Below are 19,223 nucleotides of genomic sequence, written 5' to 3'. Positions count from 1 at the left end.
GACTCTCTTAAAATAGGTGTTGGTCGAAAAAGTTACAATTAGAATAATAAATTAGTTTAACATTGTACTGCTGCAAGTTTGATAACAGAATATTAATTACAGTTGCCATGAAAAATGTTTTACTCATACTAAGTTTTTTTTGCATAATACCAATAATTAGTGGTCAGGAATTGGTAAAATCTCCTGAAGCATTTGGTCCGTTACCAACACAAAAACAATTGGATTGGCAAGAAATGGAATCGTATGCTTTTGTCCACTTTTCGTTAAACACATTCACTAACAAAGAATGGGGTTATGGCGATGAATCTCCACAATTGTTTAATCCTACTGCTTTAGATGTGCGTCAATGGGCTCGAGTGGCTAAGGAAGCGGGATTGAAAGGAATTATATTAGTGGCTAAACATCATGACGGATTTTGTTTATGGCCATCGGCATATACAGAACGTTCCGTGAAAAATTCTCCTTGGAAAAAGGGAAAAGGCGATGTTGTTAAAGAATTAGCAGCCGCTTGTAAGGAGTATGGTCTGAAATTAGGATTGTATCTTTCTCCTTGGGATAGAAATCATCCGGAATATGGCAAGCCAGCCTACATTACCTACTTTAGAAATCAACTAAAAGAATTGTTGACTAATTATGGGGATGTTTTTGAAATGTGGTTTGATGGTGCCAATGGTGGTGATGGATATTATGGTGGAGCCAATGAAACAAGAAAAATAAATACACTGGAATATTACAATTGGGACGAAACGTATAAATTAATCTATAGTATAGCTCCCAAAACATTAGTTTGGGGAATTGGACCTTCAGAAGCACGATGGATTGGAAATGAAGAAGGGTATGCTAATGAAACAAATTGGAGTCTTTTACGTCAAAAAGATGAGTTGGCTGGTAAAGTTCATTATACCGAATTTATGTCTGGACATGAAAATGGTGAAAAATGGGTGCCGGGAGAAACAAATGTATCCATACGTCCAGGTTGGTTTTATCATGCTGTAGAAGATGATATGGTTCATTCTATAGATAAAATGGTCGATATTTATTATCAATCTATAGGTCGTAATTCAAATCTTTTGTTAAACCTTCCTCCAGATAAAAGAGGATTAATTAATGAACATGATGTCGCAAGGCTAAAAGAGTTCTCTGCAATTATTAATGCTGATTTTAAAACTGAATTATTAGTGAAAACAAAGGTTTCAGCCGATAATATTCGAGGCAATGACACTAAATATGCAGCTAAAACAGTAATCGATGGAGATAAAAATACCTATTGGGCCACTGATGATAACGTAAAAACAGCATCTATCACCTTTGAATTTGATAAGCCAACACCCATTAACCGAATCTTGCTTCAAGAATATATAAAACTGGGACAACGGGTTAAGGCATTTACTGTTGAAGCTAAAGTTGATGGACAATGGAAAACTATTGCTACTGAAACTACTATTGGTTATAAAAGGATTCTAAGAACCAATAGAGTTACAGCTTCGTCACTGAAAGTAAATATTACAGATTCTAAAGCGTGTATTCTTATATCGAATATTCAAGCCTTCAACGCGCCTACTTTTGTGAGAACTCCAGAGGTAAAACGAGATAAAAATGGTGAGGTTACTATCAAATCTGAAGAAGGAAACAATATTTATTACACTCTTGATGGCTCTAATCCATCAGTGAAGAGCCTATTGTATACAGAACCATTTAGATACAATAAAGCAGTTGAAATAAAGGCAGTTGCGATAAACAAAGCAGAAAACAGAAGCAGTTCCATAACAAGAGCTAAGTATGGGATTTCTAAAGAAAAATGGAAAATAGTTACTGCCTCAAGCGGTGATTTGAATACCGTGAATCGAACTATAGATGGTAATCCAAATACAGATTGGAGTTTTGGAAGCGATAGTAATAAACTTCCTCAGGAAATAATTATTGATATGGGAGTTTTACTTCAAATAAAGGGATTTACCTATGTCCCGCAACAAGTAGGGAATACTCTTAATTTAATTGCTAATTACGAATTTTATACCAGTACAGATACTATAAACTGGACTAAACAATCTGAAGGGGAGTTCTCAAATATTAAAAACAATCCTATAGAGCAGCTGAAATTTTTTGCCGGAGTGAAGGCTAGATACTTGCGTTTTGTGGCTAAATCAGCAGTAGAAAAAGGACAAACTGTTTCTATTGGTGAAATAAATGTTATTGAATAACATTACGTTAGACTGAATTATTATATAAAAACAATTTTAAGTTTATAATTATGTCTTTTGCCGAAGGCTACTAGCTGTTAGTCGAATTTTTGATAGTTAAAGATTTATAAATACTTAATTTTATTTTAATTAATTAAAAGAATAACTGGCAAATGATTAAAGAAGGTATAAGTTTTAAAGAAGCAGGAAAGTTTGAAGAAACCCGTTTTGAGAAAATTCACAATGTTATTTTCGATTCATCTCAAGAGGCTTCTGTATTAGTTGCACAAGAAATAGCAAATATAATTCAAAGAAAAGAAGAATTAAAGGAACCTTGTGTTTTAGGGTTAGCAACAGGATCTTCACCAATAAAAGTATACGAAGAACTGGTTAGATTACACAAAGAAGAAGGTCTGAATTTTTCTAATGTAGTGACCTTTAATTTAGATGAATATTATCCGATGGATAAGGATAACATTCAGAGTTATTATCAATTTATGCATGAGCATCTTTTTAATCATGTAAATATTCCTTCGGAAAATATTAATATTCCTGACGGAAAAGTTAGTAATGAAGATTTACACCAATATTGTATCGATTATGAAATGAAGATTAAATCCTTAGGAGGATTGGATTTTCAGCTTTTAGGTATTGGTAGAACAGGACATATAGGATTTAATGAGCCAGGATCTCACGTTAATTCTGGAACACGAAGTATTACCCTTGATCATTTGACGCGTATGGATGCGGCATCTTCCTTTTTAGGGATAGACAATGTGCCTAGAAAAGCAATCACAATGGGTATTGGCACGGTAAGAAATGCTAAAAGAATTGTGCTTCTTGGTTGGGGAATCAGTAAAGCGGGAATCATAAAAAAAACCATCGAAGGAGAAATTTCTTCCCGAGTACCAGCCACTTATTTACAAGAACATAGCAACACAACATTTGTTTTAGATACTGAGGCTTCATCAGAATTAACAAGAGTAAAAACACCGTGGTTAGTTAGGCCGTGTATATGGTCAGATGAATTAAAACTAAAAGCGGTGGCATGGTTGAGTGAATTAACTAAAAAACCTTTCCTTAAATTAACTGATAAAGATTATAACGATAACGGTATGTCCAGTCTTTTAACTGAAGAGGGAACTGCATATGATTTAAATATTAAAATGTTTAATAAAATGCAGCAGACCATCACCGGCTGGCCAGGAGGAAAACCTAATGCAGATGATACTTACCGACCGGAGCGTTCCACCCCGGAAAGAAAGAGAATTATTATTTTTAGTCCACATCCTGATGATGATGTTATTTCTATGGGAGGAACTTTTGACAGACTGGTAGAACAAGGACATGATGTGCATATTGCTTATCAAACTTCAGGAAATATTGCAGTTTCAAATGAAGAAGCTTTAAAGTTTGCTGAAATTTCTATGGGATTAAACAGTAATTCCAGTGAAGCAGAAAGTATCATAAACTTTTTGAAGAGTAAAGCGAATAATGATATTGATTCATTAGAAGTCAGAAAATTAAAAGGATTGATTAGAAGGAGTGAATCTTTGGCAGCGACCAGATATTTAGGTTTATCGGATTCAAATGTAAATTTTCTGGATCTCCCTTTTTATGAAACGGGTACTGTAAAGAAAAATAATCTTTCTGAAGTTGATATTGCTATTATGTGTGCTATTATTGAAAGGATAAAACCACATCAAATATACGCTGCAGGAGATTTAGCAGATCCGCATGGAACGCATAAAGTTTGTTTGGATAGTTTGTTTGAGGCTTTAAAACGAGTAAAACATAACAGTTACATGGATGATTGTTGGGTATGGTTATATCGTGGAGCTTGGCATGAATGGGAATCATATCAAATCGAGATGGCAGTTCCTATGAGTCCAGATCAAGTGCTTAAAAAACGTCATGCTATTTTTTATCACCAATCTCAAAAAGATGGAGTTATGTTTCAAGGAGATGACAGTAGAGAGTTCTGGGTGCGTGTTGAAGATAGAAATCGATTAACGGCAAAGAAATATCATGATTTAGGATTAGCAGATTATTCGGCTATTGAAGCGTTTAAACGATATTATTTTTAATTTGTTTTTATTGTTTGTACAAACAGTAAGTTATTAATATGGTTTGTTTGGTTGGTCACCTGTTTGTTGAAAATGCAACCTTTTTGGTTGCATTTTTTTTGTTTATTGTAGTGAAATACAGATAATCAAGGTGGAGTACAATCCCTTTTAATGAAGTAAATATTAAATAGAGGAATTTAAAATTTTTTGTTTTACATCATCAATATAAGACCTTCCTATTACATATCTAAGGCCTTCTATTTCAATACTATTTCCTTCAACCGCATCAATTTTATCAATAGCTATGGTATAGGATCGGTGTATTCTTATAAAGTCTCTTTCAGGTAATAAGTTGGTAAAATCAGATAGTGTGCTGTGAATGATGTATTTTCCAGTTAAAGTATTTATTTTTAAGTAATCTTTTAAGCTTTCGATAACCAAAATTTCATTTAAAAAAATCTTTTTCATTTTCTTTTTGTCTATTTTAACAAAAATGAATGGGTTTTCTTTGCTGTTTTCCGGAATAACTTTACTGGTATTGTTGAGTCTTTTGTTAATCTTGTTTACCGCTTTCATCAATCGGGGAAACTCAATAGGTTTAACTAAGTAATCCAAAACATCGAGTTCGTAAGTTTCTATTGCAAATTGATCGTATGCACTGGTAATAATTAGCAAAGGTGGGTTTTCTAAACTTTTTATAAAATTTATACCATCTAAAACAGGCATATTAATGTCTAGAAAAATCACATCAATTGTATTGTTTTTTAAGAAATTTAAGCCTTCTATTGAATTACTAAAGGTGTTTATTAATTCTAAATCTTCAATTTGCTCAATGTAATTTTTAATAACGTTAATCGCCAATGGCTCATCATCAATAATCAAACACTTTATTTTCATTTCTATTTTATTAGTTTTAGGTCGAAATAATTGAGTGGGGATAGTTTAAAAAAAGATAAGCTACATTACGATACTTTAATTATTAGCTTCACGACAAAATTATTCTTTTTATTCTTAAAAGAAAGCTTATAGTCATTTTTATTATACCCTAATGCAATTCTTTTTTTTACATTTTCTATTCCAATACCGCTTGATATGTTTAAATTATCTTTATGTTTTGTAATGGTAGGCATTGGGTTTGAAATGGTAAAATGAAGAAAATCCTCTTTAATGTTAAAGTTAATATCAATTTTTACTTTTCCGGTATTTTTATTTACGCCATGTTTAAACGCATTTTCAACAAAAGTCAGCAATAAAATAGGAGCTATTTCCTTATCGTGAATATCACCGGAGATAGCTATGTTTACTTCTAATCGGTCATCATTTCTGATTCGCTCTAAATCCAGGTAGTTTTGAATGCAGAGTATTTCGTTTTCTAAAGTTTGTCTCTTGTTTTTAGTTTCATAAAGCATATAACGCATTAACTCCGAAAGCTTTAAAATTATTTTGGGTGTTTTAGTGGATTTTTCAACCGATAAAGAATAAATGTTGTTCAGCGTATTGAAAAAGAAGTGTGGAGAAATTTGTGATTTTAAGAAAAGCAACTCTGTTTCTAATTGTGATTTTTCAAGATCGGTTACTCTTTTTTGTTCCTTCAAAAAGTCTAATGTAATCTTAATTGCCGTAACAAATGTAATTACATAAAGTTCTCCCATCATCATATCAATAGTATAGTTCAGCGATAATTTATCAATAGTTTCAGGTCCTTCAGGCCAAACATTATGGGTTATGAGTAAGTAGGTAAGGTTGAATTTTATAAAGACCATAATAAATATGGCCGATAAAACAGCAAGTATATATAACAGGTATCTTTTTCGATAAACCAAATACGGCATAAGAACTAAAATATTCAAATACGTTAAGGTCATGTGAATAGGAAAGCCTAATAAATTTGTTTTCAAGGAATATAAATAATCATTGAAATAGCTACCCCAACGAAATGTGTTGAATAAAAAATAGGTTAGCCAAAAGATAATGTGGTAATGTAATGGTATTCGGTATAGTTTACTGCTGTTGAAAATCATGATGGGAGGAAAGTATGGTTTGTTACTATTTTTTTGATGTTTAGGTTAGTTTATATGTTATCCGTCTAAATTAATTTTAGCAGACGTTAAATTTATATAAATTTAAAATTAAATTAAGATTGTTTGATATGAAGAATTTTTCCTTGCTTATTTTGTTTGTAATTTTAATTACAAGTTGTAAAATAAAGATAAATAAAAATAACCTCCAAGAAGATATTTTTGTTGACCATGTAAATCCTTTTTTAGGTACCGGAGGTCATGGACATACGTATCCGGGAGCAACTGTTCCTTTTGGGATGTTGCAAGTAAGCCCTGATAATGGTGTCTCGAGTTGGGATTGGTGCTCCGGTTATCATTATTCAGATTCGATAGTGGCAGGTTTCAGTCATTTGCATTTAAGCGGAACCGGTATTGGAGATTTGACCGACATATTATTTATGCCAACAAATAAAAAAGTTGATTTAACTGTAAAAACAACTTCTCGAGATCAACTTCCTTATAAATCATCGTACAGCCATGCTAACGAAAAAGCTTCTCCGGGTTATTACCAAGTTTACCTTGAAGATCCTAAAATTAATGTAGAGTTAACATCGACCCAGCGAACTGCCTTTCATAAATATACTTTTGCAAAAGAAGATAAACAAGCTGTTGTCATTGATCTTGGTTTTGCAATTAACTGGGACAAAGCCTTAAAAACTGCTCTTACAATTGAAGATAAGTATACCATTAGTGGGTATCGTTTTAGTACCGGATGGGCAAAAAATCAAAAAGTGTTTTTTGTGGCAAAATTTTCTAAACCTATTTCCGAATCCGTATTAACAGCCAATCAAAAAATAGTTTCAGGCACTGCATCTGAAGGAGAACATACTACAGCACAATTGTTTTTTGATGCTGCCGGCAGTGATGAGGTATTGGTAAAAGTCGCATTATCCTCTGTTAGTATCGCTAATGCAAAAGACAATTTAGAAACGGAGAACTTCAATTTTGAAAATGTGAAAGCAAAAGCAACCACTACTTGGAACACGGCTTTAAATAAAATTACTGTAGAAACTCCAGTAGATTCACTCAAAACAATATTTTATACGGCTATGTATCACACGCAATTAGCACCTGTGACGTATAGTGATAAAAATGGGCAATTCAGAAAAGAGAATGACGAAATTGTTACGGCTAAAAATTACACTGCCTATTCTTCTTTGTCGCTGTGGGACACTTTTAGAGCCGAAAATCCTTTATTGACTTTAGTCGCTCCAGATAAGGTTTCAGATCTTGTGAATTCTATGTTAGCGTATTATGATACTAAAAAGATATTACCCGTTTGGACGCTTTATGCTAACGAAACCAATACGATGACAGGATATCACTCAATTCCGGTAATTGTAGATGCTTATAAAAAAGGGATTAAAGGTTTTGATTCCGAAAAAGCCTACACTGCGATGAAAACAACCATGATGCAAGACGAACGTGGATTGAATTTGTATAAACAATACGGATTTATTCCTTATAATTTGTTAGACGAATCGGTTACCATTACGTTAGAATATGCTTATGATGACTGGTGTGTAGCACAAATGGCGAAAGCGTTAGGGAAAAATGAAGATTATCAATTTTTTCTAAACCGTTCCAAAGCGTACCAACATCTATTTGATCCAAAAACGGGATTCATGAGAGGAAAATCAGCAGATGGAAAATCATGGAATGAACCTTTTGATCCCAAACATTCAAACCACAGAGAACAAACGGACTATACCGAAGGAAATGCATGGCAACACAGCTGGTTTGTACCGCAAGATGTAGAAGATTTTATTTCGTTACACGGTAGTAATGAAGTTTTTGCAAAACGTTTAGAACAGTTATTTACTGAAAGTTCAGAGATTACAGGTAGTAATGTATCAGCTGATATTTCAGGATTGATAGGGCAATATGCACATGGTAACGAGCCAAGTCACCACATTGCTTATATGTTTAATCGCGCTGGTCAACCTTGGAGAACACAATATTGGGTACGCCACATTTTAGATACGCAATACAATACCACACCAAACGGATTAAGCGGAAATGAAGATTGCGGACAAATGTCGGCTTGGTATGTATTTAGTTCTATGGGATTGTATCCTATGAATCCTGCTTCGGGTGAATACGAAATAGGAAGTCCAATTTTCGAAAAAGCAACAATCAATCTTCAAGACGGAAAAACGTTTGTAATTGAAGCCGAAAATGTTTCAAATAAAAACTTTTATATCCAGTCAGCAACGCTTAACGGTGTTCCATTTAATAAAACAGCCATTACGCATCAGCAAATAGTACAAGGTGGAATTTTACATTTTGTGATGGGCTCTGAACCTAATAAAAACTGGGGTTTAACAAAATAACCAATCAACTAACCAAATTAATTAACTAATAAATAAATATATTAATGGATATTATTGACGTATCAATCATCGTAGCTTATATTCTACTATCGGTAGGAATAGGAATTTGGATTTCAAGAAAAGCATCAAAAGGATTAGATGATTATTTCCTTGGCGGAAAAACAATCAAATGGTATTTCTTAGGTCTAAGCAACGGATCAGGAATGTTTGATGTTTCAGGAACTTCCTGGATGATTGGAGTATTATTTTTATACGGCGTAAAAAGTTTCATGTTTATGTGGCTTTGGCCCATTTGGAATCAGATTTTTGTGATGATGTTTCTGGCCGTTTGGATAAGAAGATCGAAAGTTATGACAGGTTCCGAATGGATTTTGACTCGTTTTGGAAGCGACAGAGCCGGAAAAGCATCGCATATTATTGTTGCCATTTTCGCCATCATTTCTACCATTGGTTTTATCGCTTACTTTTTTGAAGGAATCGGGAAATTTGTAACCATCATTCTTCCTTGGGATTTAACGCTTCATTATGGAGATTTAATTGTATTGACTTCAGAACGCTCTTATGCTTTGATAATTATACTTTTAACTACGATTTATACCGTTAAAGGCGGAATGTTTTCTGTAGTGGCGACAGAAGTGGTTCAATACATCATTATGATTATTGCGGGTGTTTTAATTGCAGGTTACGCTTTTATCAACTATTCAGAAATGCAGATTAATTCGGTTATTACCGAGGAATGGAAAAATGTGTTCTTCGGATGGCAGTTTGAAACCCAATGGAGTGATAAATTTCAAACGTTCAATAGTTTAATAGATTCTGAAGGATACAAAATGTTTGGTGCCTTTATCGGAATGACTTTATTCAAAGGTTTCTTCGCCAGTGTTGCAGGACCAACGCCAAGTTACGATTTGCAACGAATTCTTTCTACAAAATCAGTAAAAGAAGCAGCTTATATGAGTGGTTTTACCAACTTAATTTTATTCATTCCAAGGTATTTATTAATTACAGGAATCGTGGTAATCGCTTTAATGAATTTAGCACCAGAATTAAATGCAAATACTAATTTAACGGGAGCAGACTTAGAATTGTTAATGCCTAAAGTGGTTAATTTATACATTCCAGTTGGGATTAAAGGAATTTTATTAGCCGGTTTATTAGCCGCTTTTATGTCTGGATTCTCCGCTTTTGTAAATGCAGGACCAGCTTATATTGTAAATGATATTTATAAAAAATACTTCAAACCCGTTGCTACAAATGCACATTATATCAAAGTGAGCCAAATTTCTTCTTTCTTGGTTGTTGGTTTAGGTGTTTTCATGGGATTCTTTGCTGATTCTATTAATTCACTAACCTTGTGGATTACTAGTGCATTGTACGGAGGTTATGTGGCTGCCAATTTCTTAAAATGGATTTGGTGGAGATTTAACGGTTGGGGTTATTTCTGGGGAATGTTTGCCGGATTAATTGTAGCTTCTTTCCAGTTTGTTTTAGGTCAAAATAAAGGAAACTTTGCACCGGGATCATTTTTATACGATTTATCAGAAGTGCAGGCGATTTATTTATTTCCAGTGATATTTGGTTTCTCCATTTTAGGTTGTCTTTTAGGAACTTTCTTGAGTAAACCAACAGATATTGAAGTCCTGAAATCTTTCTACAGCAATGTAAGACCTTGGGGATGGTGGAAACCGGTTTATAAATTATTAAGAGAAGAGGATCAGACTTTTGAAAAAAATAATGATTTCTGGAAAGATATGATGAATTGTGTAATCGGAATTGTATGGCAGTCCAGTATGATTTTGCTTCCAATATTCTTCATTATCAAAGATTATCCAAAGGCTATTATAGCATTAATAGTATTTTTAGTGACAACAACAATCCTAAAATTCACCTGGTTGGATAAAGTTCGAAAAATAACAGACTAAGAATTACCACAACTTTGTCAAAATTTTGAACTTTGACAAAGCTTTAAAAAATAAAGAATAAAAAATAAAGTTTAATAATTAAGAAAGAGATAATGAGTACAATTCCTTGGCAAGACAGACCCGCAGACAGTAACGAAGTAATTTGGAGATATTCTAATAATCCAATTATTGACAGATATGCTATTCCATCATCAAACAGTATTTTTAATAGTGCAGTAGTTCCTTTTGGAGATGGATTTGCAGGTGTTTTTAGATGTGATAACAAAGCAGTTCAAATGAATATTTTTGCCGGTTTTAGTAAAAACGGTATCGATTGGGATATCAATCATGAGCCTATAGTAATGCAGTCCGGTAATACTGAAATGATTGAATCTGCTTATAAATATGATCCTCGTGTTGTTTTTATTGAAGATCGTTATTGGATAACTTGGTGTAATGGTTATAATGGACCAACAATTGGTATTGGTTACACCTTTGATTTCAAAGAATTTTTCCAATGTGAAAATGCTTTTTTACCTTTCAACAGAAATGGAGTTTTGTTCCCACAAAAAATAAACGGAAAATACGCCATGTTAAGTCGACCAAGTGATAATGGACACACTCCTTTTGGCGATATTTGGATCAGTTATAGTCCGGACATGAAATATTGGGGTGAACACCGTTGTGTGATGAAACCAACTCCTTTTGAAGACAGTGCGTGGCAATGTACCAAAGTTGGAGCAGGACCAATCCCTATTCTTACAAATGAAGGCTGGTTGATGCTATACCACGGCGTTATCAATACTTGTAACGGTTTCCGTTATGCGATGGGAGCAGCTATTTTAGATGAAAATGCACCAGATCAGGTAAAATACAGAACGCAACCGTATTTATTAGGACCAGCAGAAATTTACGAGCAAGTAGGAGATGTTGGTAATGTTGTGTTTCCTTGTGCCGCTTTACATAGTATAGAAGAAGATAAATTAGCTGTATATTATGGCGCAGCAGATACCGTTGTAGCTATGGCATTTGGTAAATTAAGTGAAGTAATTCAGTTCACAAAAGATAATAGTTTATAAAAAAAGCATGCGTATAAAATTTAAATGGTTAACGGTCGCTTTAGGATTTCTGTCCATCATTGGTTATTCACAATCAAAAAACGGAATTGTGCCCAAAAGTTATGTGGCGTATAAAACGACAGATAAAATGATAATCGATGGAGATGAATCTGATGCTTCATGGGCTAAAGTAGATTGGTCTGATCCTTTTATAGATATCGAAGGAATCCAAAAACCAAAGTATGGTACGAAAGTAAAAATGCTTTGGGACGAAACCAACTTTTATATTTTAGCAAAGCTTGAGGAACCACACGTTTGGGCAAACCTGAAGCAACGCGATACAATTATTTTTTATAACAATGATTTTGAGGTTTTTATTGATCCGGATGGTGATACTTTTAATTATTATGAATTAGAAATCAATGCTTTAAATACAGCTTGGGATTTATTTTTGTCAAAACCATATCGTGAAAATGATAATGTGGTTTTAAACGATTGGAACATCACGGGTTTAAAATCGGCAGTAAAAATCAATGGAACCCTTAATAATCCCAATGACACCGATGAAGGTTGGGTACTCGAAATGGCAATTCCTTGGGCAGCTTATAGAAAATCCTATGGAGAGTACAATGTACCAAAGGATAATTTTTGGAAAGTCAATTTTTCCAGAGTTAATTGGCAACATACGGTAACCAATGGAAATTACGAACGCAAGAAAGACGCAGCTGGAAAATTTTTACCGGAGTACAATTGGGTTTGGTCGCCCATGGGAGTTATAAACATGCACGAACCTGAAAAATGGGGTTATATTTATTTTTCTTCCAAAGCAGGAAAAGACAGTTTTACAATTCCACAGGAAGATAAACTAAAATGGGAATTGTTTACTTTGTACCGAGCTCAAAAAGAGTATTATCAAAAACACAAAGCATGGGCGACATCTTTAGAAAGCCTTACTAAAGAATCCATTCGTGTTGAAAATAAAATTTTAAAACCGATACTGGAAAATCATAAAACAGGTTATACTATTTCGGTAAAAAGTCCTTTTTCAAATAAAACATTAATTATTAGACAAGATGGTAAAATTATATCAAACTAAATCAGCTATGAAGCTAACGAAATTATTTGGTGTTGTACTGGCACTAACGTTCATTTCTTGGGTAAGCAAAGAAGAAACTAACAAGGAGCATCTAGCTGCTACAACAGCAGTTACAAAAACGCCTTTCGAATTTGGGGTTTGGATTACTGCCGATGCCAAAAGATCAAATGAGGAATACACTCAGGAATTTCAAAAATACAAAAGCGCCGGGATTGATGAGGTTTTAATAAACACGGGAACAGATCCAAAACTTTTAAAAAGATTAGTGCCAATAGCCAAACAAAATGGGTTAAAAGTACATGCTTGGATTATGGCGATGAACAGACCGGGCGATCCAGTAGCGCTTCAACACCCGGATTGGTATGCGGTTAGTAAAGAGGGAAAATCTTGTTTTGACACGCGTCCGTATGTTGATTACTATCAGTGGTTGTGTCCTACAAGAAAAGAATCCAGAAACCACATCTTAGGTTTGGTCGAAGAATTGGCAAAAGTTGATGGTATCGAAAGCGTACACTTAGACTACATTCGTTTTTCCGATATTTTCTTGCCAATAGGTTTACTTCCTAAATATAATTTGGTTCAAGAGGTAGAATTGCCTCAATTTGATTTTTGTTATTGTGATGTTTGTATTAAAGAATTTGAAAAAATTCATCATAAAAATCCAAAAAAAAGTCCCAATACTTCTATTGACATGGAATGGAAAAACTTTAGATTGAATGCTATAAAAGCAGTGGTTGATGATGCTTACAAAATTGTACACAAGTATAACAAAAACTTGACAGCAGCCGTTTTTCCTTACCCTGAAATGGCAGATCATATGGTGCGTCAACGTTGGGATAAATGGGATATTGATGAAGTGTATCCAATGATTTACCATGGTTTTTATAATGAAGAAGTGGACTGGGTTGGTTATGCTACAAAACAAGGTGTTACTGATTTAAAAGGAAAACAAACAAAGGTTAATACCGGCGTTTATTTACCGGCTTTTCAAACGGGAGAAGAATTGAAAGCAGCTATTTTATTAGCCAAAGAAAACGGCGCTAAAGGAGTTACTTTTTTTGATGGCCCGGCATTAACAGCAGATCAATTAAAAACGATTAAAGAAACCAAAGCAAGTTTAAAATAAATAATGAAGAAACAGTATCTGAAATATATACTATTTGTATTGCTTTTGTCTAATTGCGGACTACATAAAAATCATGTTCAATTAACTAAATTAACTGATTATGTAAACCCATTCATTGGTACAGCTGGTCCCGGAAATACATATCCCGGAGCAACTGTGCCTTTTGGAATGGTTCAATTAAGTCCGGATATTGGGATACCAGGTTGGGACAGAATTGCTGGATATTATTATAAAGATTCCATTATTTCCGGATTTTCCCACATGCATTTATCGGGAACTGGCGCGGGTGATTTATACGATATTTTAGTAATGCCCACCAATAGCAGATTTTCAAAACGTATTAAAGACAATAACTTTATACCGTTTTCCAGATTTTCACATGATAAAGAAACAGCAATTCCAGGATATTATGCTGTAGATTTATTAGATTTTGGAATCAAAGCAGAACTCACTACAACAGCACGAACAGGGATTCATAAATATACTTTTCCTAAAGACGATGCATCACAAATCCACATTGATTTGGGCTATGCCTTAAATTGGGATGCACCTACAGAAACCTATATCAATGTTGTGAATAAAACTACTATTGAAGGCTATAGAAAATCTACAGGCTGGGCCAAAGAGCAACGCGTGTATTTTGTAATAAAACTTTCAAAACCGTTTAAATCCTATCAGATTTTCAAAAATGATTCGCTTACAACGAATCCTTCAAAAGCAGTTAAAACCAAGATTGTTTTAAATTACAATACGGTTGATGACGAAGAAATAATTTTAAAAACAGGACTTTCTACAGCAACTATTGCGGGAGCTTATAAATCTTTAGCAGTAGAAACTTCCGATTTTAATTTTGAAAATTATAAAGCAAAAGCTTCGGCTATTTGGGAAAAAGAATTGCGTAAAATTCAAATTGAAACACCGGACGAGACTAAAAAGAAAATCTTTTACACGATGATGTATCAATCGATGTTAGCACCCACGTTGTTAAGTGATACTAACGGAGATTATAAAGGCGCGAATGGCAATATAGAAAATGCCAAAGGCTTTGATCGATACGATACATTTTCGTTATGGGACACCTATAGAGCGGCGCATCCATTGTATACTATTTTGCATCCAAAACGTGCTTCGAGTATGATCAATTCTTTATTGGCACATTATAAGGAAACAGGATTATTGCCCGTTTGGTCAATGCAAGGAAATGAAACGAATATGATGATAGGCAATCACGCAATACCTGTTATTGTTGATGCTTATTTTAAAGGAATTGAACATTTTGACACCGCATTAGCGTATAAAGCGTGTATAGAAAGTTCTATGGTTAATTCAAGACAATTGGACAGTTATAAAACATTAGGTTATGTACCAGTTGATGAGCATAATGAAAACTGGTCAGTTTCAAAAACGCTGGAATATGCTTATGATGATTGGTGTTTGGCACAATTTGCCAAAGCATTAGATAAATCAAGCGATTACGACTATTTCTTGAAACGTTCTGAGAACTGGAGAAATATGTACGATTCTGTAAGTACATTTATGCGTCCAAAATCGAAAAATGGGGAATTTATAAAAGACTTTATTCCAAAAGAATATACGCCTTATTTCTGCGAAAGCAATGCATGGCAATATTTTTGGTCCGTGCCTCAAAACATTGAAGGTTTAATAAAAGCAGTTGGCGGAAATCTAACTTTTGAAAAAAAGCTAGATACCATGTTTACCTTAAATCCATTGCCGGAAGACAAACTGCCTATATTTAGTACAGGAATGATTGGGCAATATGCACACGGAAACGAGCCAAGTCATCACGTGGCTTACTTGTATAATTACATTAATGAACCTTGGAAAACGCAAAAATTAGTTAGGGAAATTTTAGAAAGTCAGTATAAAAATACTCCTAATGGACATTGTGGAAACGAAGATTGCGGACAAATGTCGTCTTGGTATATTTTTAGTTCTTTAGGTTTTTATCCCGTAAATCCAGCTCAAGGAATTTATAGTTTTGGCTCGCCATTATTTGACTCAGCTACGATTACTTTAGAAAATAATAAAACATTTGTTGTTCAAACAAAAAACAACAGCAATGAGAATATGTACATCCAATCTATTGAATTGAATGGCAAAAAAATAGACAGAAACTACATTACGCACAAAGAGATTACACAAGGAGGAATCTTAATTTTCACAATGGGTAAACTTCCAAATAAGGATAAGAGTACCATGGCATTATCTTCGGAAGTGTTCAATTAAAAAAAAGTAATGAAAAAAACGGCATTCATATTGACATTTATACTGGCTTTTGTAGCATCCTCTAAAGCGCAAGAAAGTGTTCCGTTTTGGTTAAATGAAAAAATCAACGAGGAAAACAGAGTTCCAATGCACGCTTCTTATTTTGTTTTCGAAAACGAAGCATTAGCAACAAAAAATAATTGGAAAAAATCTGAAAACTATCTGGATATAAATGGATTATGGAAGTTTAAATATGTAGAAAGCCCAAATGATTTACCAAACGGATTTGAGAAAAGTACTTTTGATGATACTGCTTGGGATACCTTTAAAATCCCTGCCACTTGGGATGTAAACGGGTATGGTTTTCCGGTTTACACCAATACGACTTACGATTTTGCTAAATATATAACGATAAATCCACCTTTGGTTCCTGTAAAATACAATCCCACAGGAGTCTACAGAAGAGAAATCACTATCGATAAAAGTTGGGAAGGAAAAGATATTTTTCTTCACGTAGGTTCGGCCAAATCAAATCTTACCGTTTGGGTAAATGGCATTTATGTCGGCTATGGCGAAGATGGTAAATTGCCTCAGGAATTTAACCTCAATGCTTTTTTAAAAACGGGAAAAAACACCATTACCTTAAAAGTGATGAAATGGAGTGATGGTTCGTATTTAGAATGTCAGGATTTTTGGCGAATGAGCGGTATTACCAGAGAATCGTATTTGTATGCCAGAAATAAAGCACATCTTAAAGATTTTGAAATCATTCCGGATTTAGATGCTTCTTATGTAGATGGCACTTTGAAAATTGTAACTCAGTTTTCTGATTTAAATAAAAAAGACAACTATACTTTAGAAACACAACTAAAAGATAACGAAACACTTATTGCCACTAAAAGTTTCAAAATTAATGCTGAGACTAAGAAATTAGCTTTTGATTTGGTTGTCAATAATCCCAAAAAATGGTCGGCTGAAATTCCGAATCTGTACCAAATCAATTTTATTTTAAAAGATAAAAAAGGAAATGTAGTAGAAGTGATTCCTCAAAATGTAGGTTTTCGAAAAGTAGAAATCAAAGGCGGACAATTATTGGTAAACGGACAGCCGGTATATATCAAAGGCATCAACCGTCAAGAAACAGATCCAACCACGGGACAAACGGTTTCGAGAGAGCGAATGGAGGAAGATATTAAAGTAATGAAGCAATACAACATCAATGCACTCCGGATGTCGCACTTTCCTAATGATGAATACATGTATGAATTATGCGATAAATATGGGATTTATGTTGTGGATGAAGCCAATTTAGAATCGCATGGAATGGGGTATGATATTGCCAAAACATTGGGTAATAAATCCAATTGGGAATTGGCACATTTGCAACGCATTACCAGAATGGTCGAAAGAGATAAAAATCACCCATCGATTATTATTTGGAGTATGGGGAATGAAGCCGGGAATGGCTACAATTTTTATCGGGCGTATTTATGGCTGAAAGATAGGGATGCATCCAGACCTATTCAGTATGAAAGAGCTTCTTATGCCGCATGGGATGGGAAAAACTTAAAATTTGATTGGAATTCAGACATTATCGACCCACAATACAGTGCTCCAACTGCAATGGAAGAATATATTCAAGCCAATCCTAATCCGGAAAGACCTTATATTCTAAGCGAATACGCGCATGCGATGGGGAATTCTTTGGGGAATTTTAAAGAGTATTGGGATGTTATCAGAGCGCATGGCAATTTTCAAGGCGGTTTTATTTGGGATATGATAGACCAATCGATTTATAAGAGAAGAGAGGACGGAACTGTTGTTTTTGCCTATGGAGGTGATTTTGGTCCAAAAGATGTCCCAAGTGATAATAACTTCTTGAATAATGGGATATTTAATCCGGAGCGACAACCCAATCCACATGCTTTTGAAATGCGAAATGTGTATCAAAACATTTTAACGTCTTGGGCGTCTTCAGAAACAGCAACCATAAAAGTTTTTAACGAATTTTTCTTCAGAAATATAAACAATGTGAGCTTGCATTGGAAATTAGTACTTGATGGGGTAGAAACTATTAGTGGTACGATTGATACTTTAGACATCAATCCTCACCAATCTAAAAACTATGTTTTACCGATTAATTTAGAAGGAAAACAGTATAAAGAAGCTTTTATAAATGTGAGTTATCATTTGAAACAAGAAGAACCTTTTTTGCCTCAAGGATTTGAAATTGCCACAGAACAACTTCACTATAAAGGAAATTGGAAAAACGATATACGAATTGAAGGTGTTGCCAAAATGCTGGTGCAAAAATCTACCAATAACATTGTTTTTAAAAGCGACAATACCGAAATCACTTTCGATAAAAAAACAGGTTTTGTATCCGGATATACATTCCACAATCAGCCTATTTTGAAAGAAGGGTATCAATTGCGTCCTAATTTTTGGAGAGCGCCAAATGATAATGATTTTGGTGCTGGATTACAGCATCGACTTTTGCCTTGGAAAACAGCCATGCAAAACCCTACATTAATAAGTTGGTCTTACTCTAATACAAAAGACAACAAATTTTTGGTAAAAGCCACCTATAGTTTGCCCGAAGTCTCTTCTGAATTGGTTTTAAACTATGAAATTAATAGCAATGGCGAAATCAGCGTTCAACAAGTATTAAACATTGATAAAACGAAAGAAGTGGCTATGTTGCCCCGTTTTGGAATGGAAATCGTATTGCCAAAAGACTTCAATGCGATGCAATATTATGGTAAAGGACCGCATGAAAATTACCTTGACAGAAATTACAGCGCTCCAGTTGGTCTTTACAATCAAACGGTTTCAGAGCAATATTATCCGTATATCCGCCCGCAGGAAACAGGAAATAAAACAGCCGTCAGATGGTTGAATTTATCTAATGAAAAGCTACAACTAAATGTTCAATCAGATGATTTATTGAGCATTACAGCGTTACATATTCTAACGGAAGATTTAGATGATGGATTAGAAAAAAATCAAAGAAATGCGGCTGATATCAAAGAAAGAGATTTAACAAGTCTGAAAATTGATTACAAACAAATGGGCGTAGGTGGGATTGACAGCTGGCAGTCTTGGCCTATGGAAAAATACAGACTTTTGGATAAAAACTACCAATATCAATTTAAAATAACACCTTCTTTAAAATAA

11 protein-coding genes are annotated in these 19,223 nt (G+C 34.1%); 9 read left to right on the top strand and 2 right to left on the bottom strand.

The window, feature by feature from the left end:
- Nucleotides 1-107 precede the first annotated feature (107 nt).
- The gene (locus tag C8C87_RS08440; protein ID WP_121342287.1) at nt 108-2,201 is read left to right on the top strand and encodes an alpha-L-fucosidase; all 2,094 of its coding nucleotides are present in this window, start codon (nt 108-110) and stop codon (nt 2,199-2,201) included.
- A 152-nt stretch (nt 2,202-2,353) separates the two neighbouring features.
- Complete coding sequence (nagB, locus tag C8C87_RS08435) at nt 2,354-4,267, top strand: glucosamine-6-phosphate deaminase (RefSeq protein ID WP_121342286.1); 1,914 nt, start codon at nt 2,354-2,356, stop codon at nt 4,265-4,267.
- A 162-nt stretch (nt 4,268-4,429) separates the two neighbouring features.
- Here the strand turns inward: nagB and C8C87_RS08430 are convergent, their stop codons facing one another.
- Together C8C87_RS08430 and C8C87_RS08425 are read right to left on the bottom strand one after the other, a co-directional pair.
- Nucleotides 4,430-5,143, bottom strand: a complete 714-nt coding sequence (locus tag C8C87_RS08430; RefSeq protein ID WP_121342285.1) for a LytTR family DNA-binding domain-containing protein — start codon at nt 5,141-5,143, stop codon at nt 4,430-4,432.
- Between the two features lie 65 nt (nt 5,144-5,208).
- Nucleotides 5,209-6,267: a sensor histidine kinase gene (locus C8C87_RS08425; protein WP_121342284.1), complete on the bottom strand. Its 1,059-nt coding sequence runs from the start codon at nt 6,265-6,267 to the stop codon at nt 5,209-5,211.
- Nucleotides 6,268-6,395: 128 nt separating this feature from the next.
- On the opposite strand from C8C87_RS08425, the gene C8C87_RS08420 reads away from it, so the two are divergent.
- From C8C87_RS08420 to C8C87_RS08390, 7 genes are all read left to right on the top strand, one after another.
- Nucleotides 6,396-8,639, top strand: coding sequence for a GH92 family glycosyl hydrolase (locus C8C87_RS08420; RefSeq protein ID WP_121342283.1), 2,244 nt, complete (start codon nt 6,396-6,398; stop codon nt 8,637-8,639).
- A 44-nt stretch (nt 8,640-8,683) separates the two neighbouring features.
- Complete coding sequence (locus C8C87_RS08415; RefSeq protein ID WP_121342282.1) at nt 8,684-10,561, top strand: sodium:solute symporter family protein; 1,878 nt, start codon at nt 8,684-8,686, stop codon at nt 10,559-10,561.
- Nucleotides 10,562-10,653: 92 nt separating this feature from the next.
- Complete coding sequence (locus C8C87_RS08410) at nt 10,654-11,619, top strand: glycoside hydrolase family 130 protein (RefSeq protein ID WP_121342281.1); 966 nt, start codon at nt 10,654-10,656, stop codon at nt 11,617-11,619.
- Between the two features lie 7 nt (nt 11,620-11,626).
- Nucleotides 11,627-12,694, top strand: coding sequence for a carbohydrate-binding family 9-like protein (locus tag C8C87_RS08405; RefSeq protein ID WP_121342280.1), 1,068 nt, complete (start codon nt 11,627-11,629; stop codon nt 12,692-12,694).
- Between the two features lie 7 nt (nt 12,695-12,701).
- Entirely contained in the window at nt 12,702-13,820 is a 1,119-nt protein-coding gene (locus C8C87_RS08400) for a putative glycoside hydrolase (RefSeq protein ID WP_121343333.1), read from the top strand.
- Nucleotides 13,821-13,823: 3 nt separating this feature from the next.
- Entirely contained in the window at nt 13,824-16,067 is a 2,244-nt protein-coding gene (locus C8C87_RS08395) for a GH92 family glycosyl hydrolase (RefSeq protein ID WP_121342279.1), read from the top strand.
- Between the two features lie 9 nt (nt 16,068-16,076).
- Nucleotides 16,077-19,223: a glycoside hydrolase family 2 TIM barrel-domain containing protein gene (locus C8C87_RS08390; RefSeq protein WP_121342278.1), complete on the top strand. Its 3,147-nt coding sequence runs from the start codon at nt 16,077-16,079 to the stop codon at nt 19,221-19,223.

The organism is Flavobacterium sp. 120 (assembly GCF_003633605.1).
Lineage (GTDB): Bacteria > Bacteroidota > Bacteroidia > Flavobacteriales > Flavobacteriaceae > Flavobacterium > Flavobacterium algoritolerans.
This window is presented reverse-complemented; position numbering and strand designations above follow the sequence as displayed.

Excerpts from the sequence above, each read along its gene's own strand:
- C8C87_RS08395 (WP_121342279.1), top strand. The coding sequence starts at position 13,824 with ATGAAGAAACAGTATCTGAAATATATACTATTTGTATTGCTTTTGTCT.
- C8C87_RS08430 (WP_121342285.1), bottom strand. The coding sequence starts at position 5,143 with ATGAAAATAAAGTGTTTGATTATTGATGATGAGCCATTGGCGATTAAC.
- C8C87_RS08390 (WP_121342278.1), top strand. The coding sequence starts at position 16,077 with ATGAAAAAAACGGCATTCATATTGACATTTATACTGGCTTTTGTAGCA.
- C8C87_RS08410 (WP_121342281.1), top strand. The coding sequence starts at position 10,654 with ATGAGTACAATTCCTTGGCAAGACAGACCCGCAGACAGTAACGAAGTA.
- nagB (WP_121342286.1), top strand. The coding sequence starts at position 2,354 with ATGATTAAAGAAGGTATAAGTTTTAAAGAAGCAGGAAAGTTTGAAGAA.
- C8C87_RS08440 (WP_121342287.1), top strand. The coding sequence starts at position 108 with ATGAAAAATGTTTTACTCATACTAAGTTTTTTTTGCATAATACCAATA.
- C8C87_RS08405 (WP_121342280.1), top strand. The coding sequence starts at position 11,627 with ATGCGTATAAAATTTAAATGGTTAACGGTCGCTTTAGGATTTCTGTCC.
- C8C87_RS08415 (WP_121342282.1), top strand. The coding sequence starts at position 8,684 with ATGGATATTATTGACGTATCAATCATCGTAGCTTATATTCTACTATCG.
- C8C87_RS08420 (WP_121342283.1), top strand. The coding sequence starts at position 6,396 with ATGAAGAATTTTTCCTTGCTTATTTTGTTTGTAATTTTAATTACAAGT.
- C8C87_RS08400 (WP_121343333.1), top strand. The coding sequence starts at position 12,702 with ATGAAGCTAACGAAATTATTTGGTGTTGTACTGGCACTAACGTTCATT.
- C8C87_RS08425 (WP_121342284.1), bottom strand. The coding sequence starts at position 6,267 with ATGATTTTCAACAGCAGTAAACTATACCGAATACCATTACATTACCAC.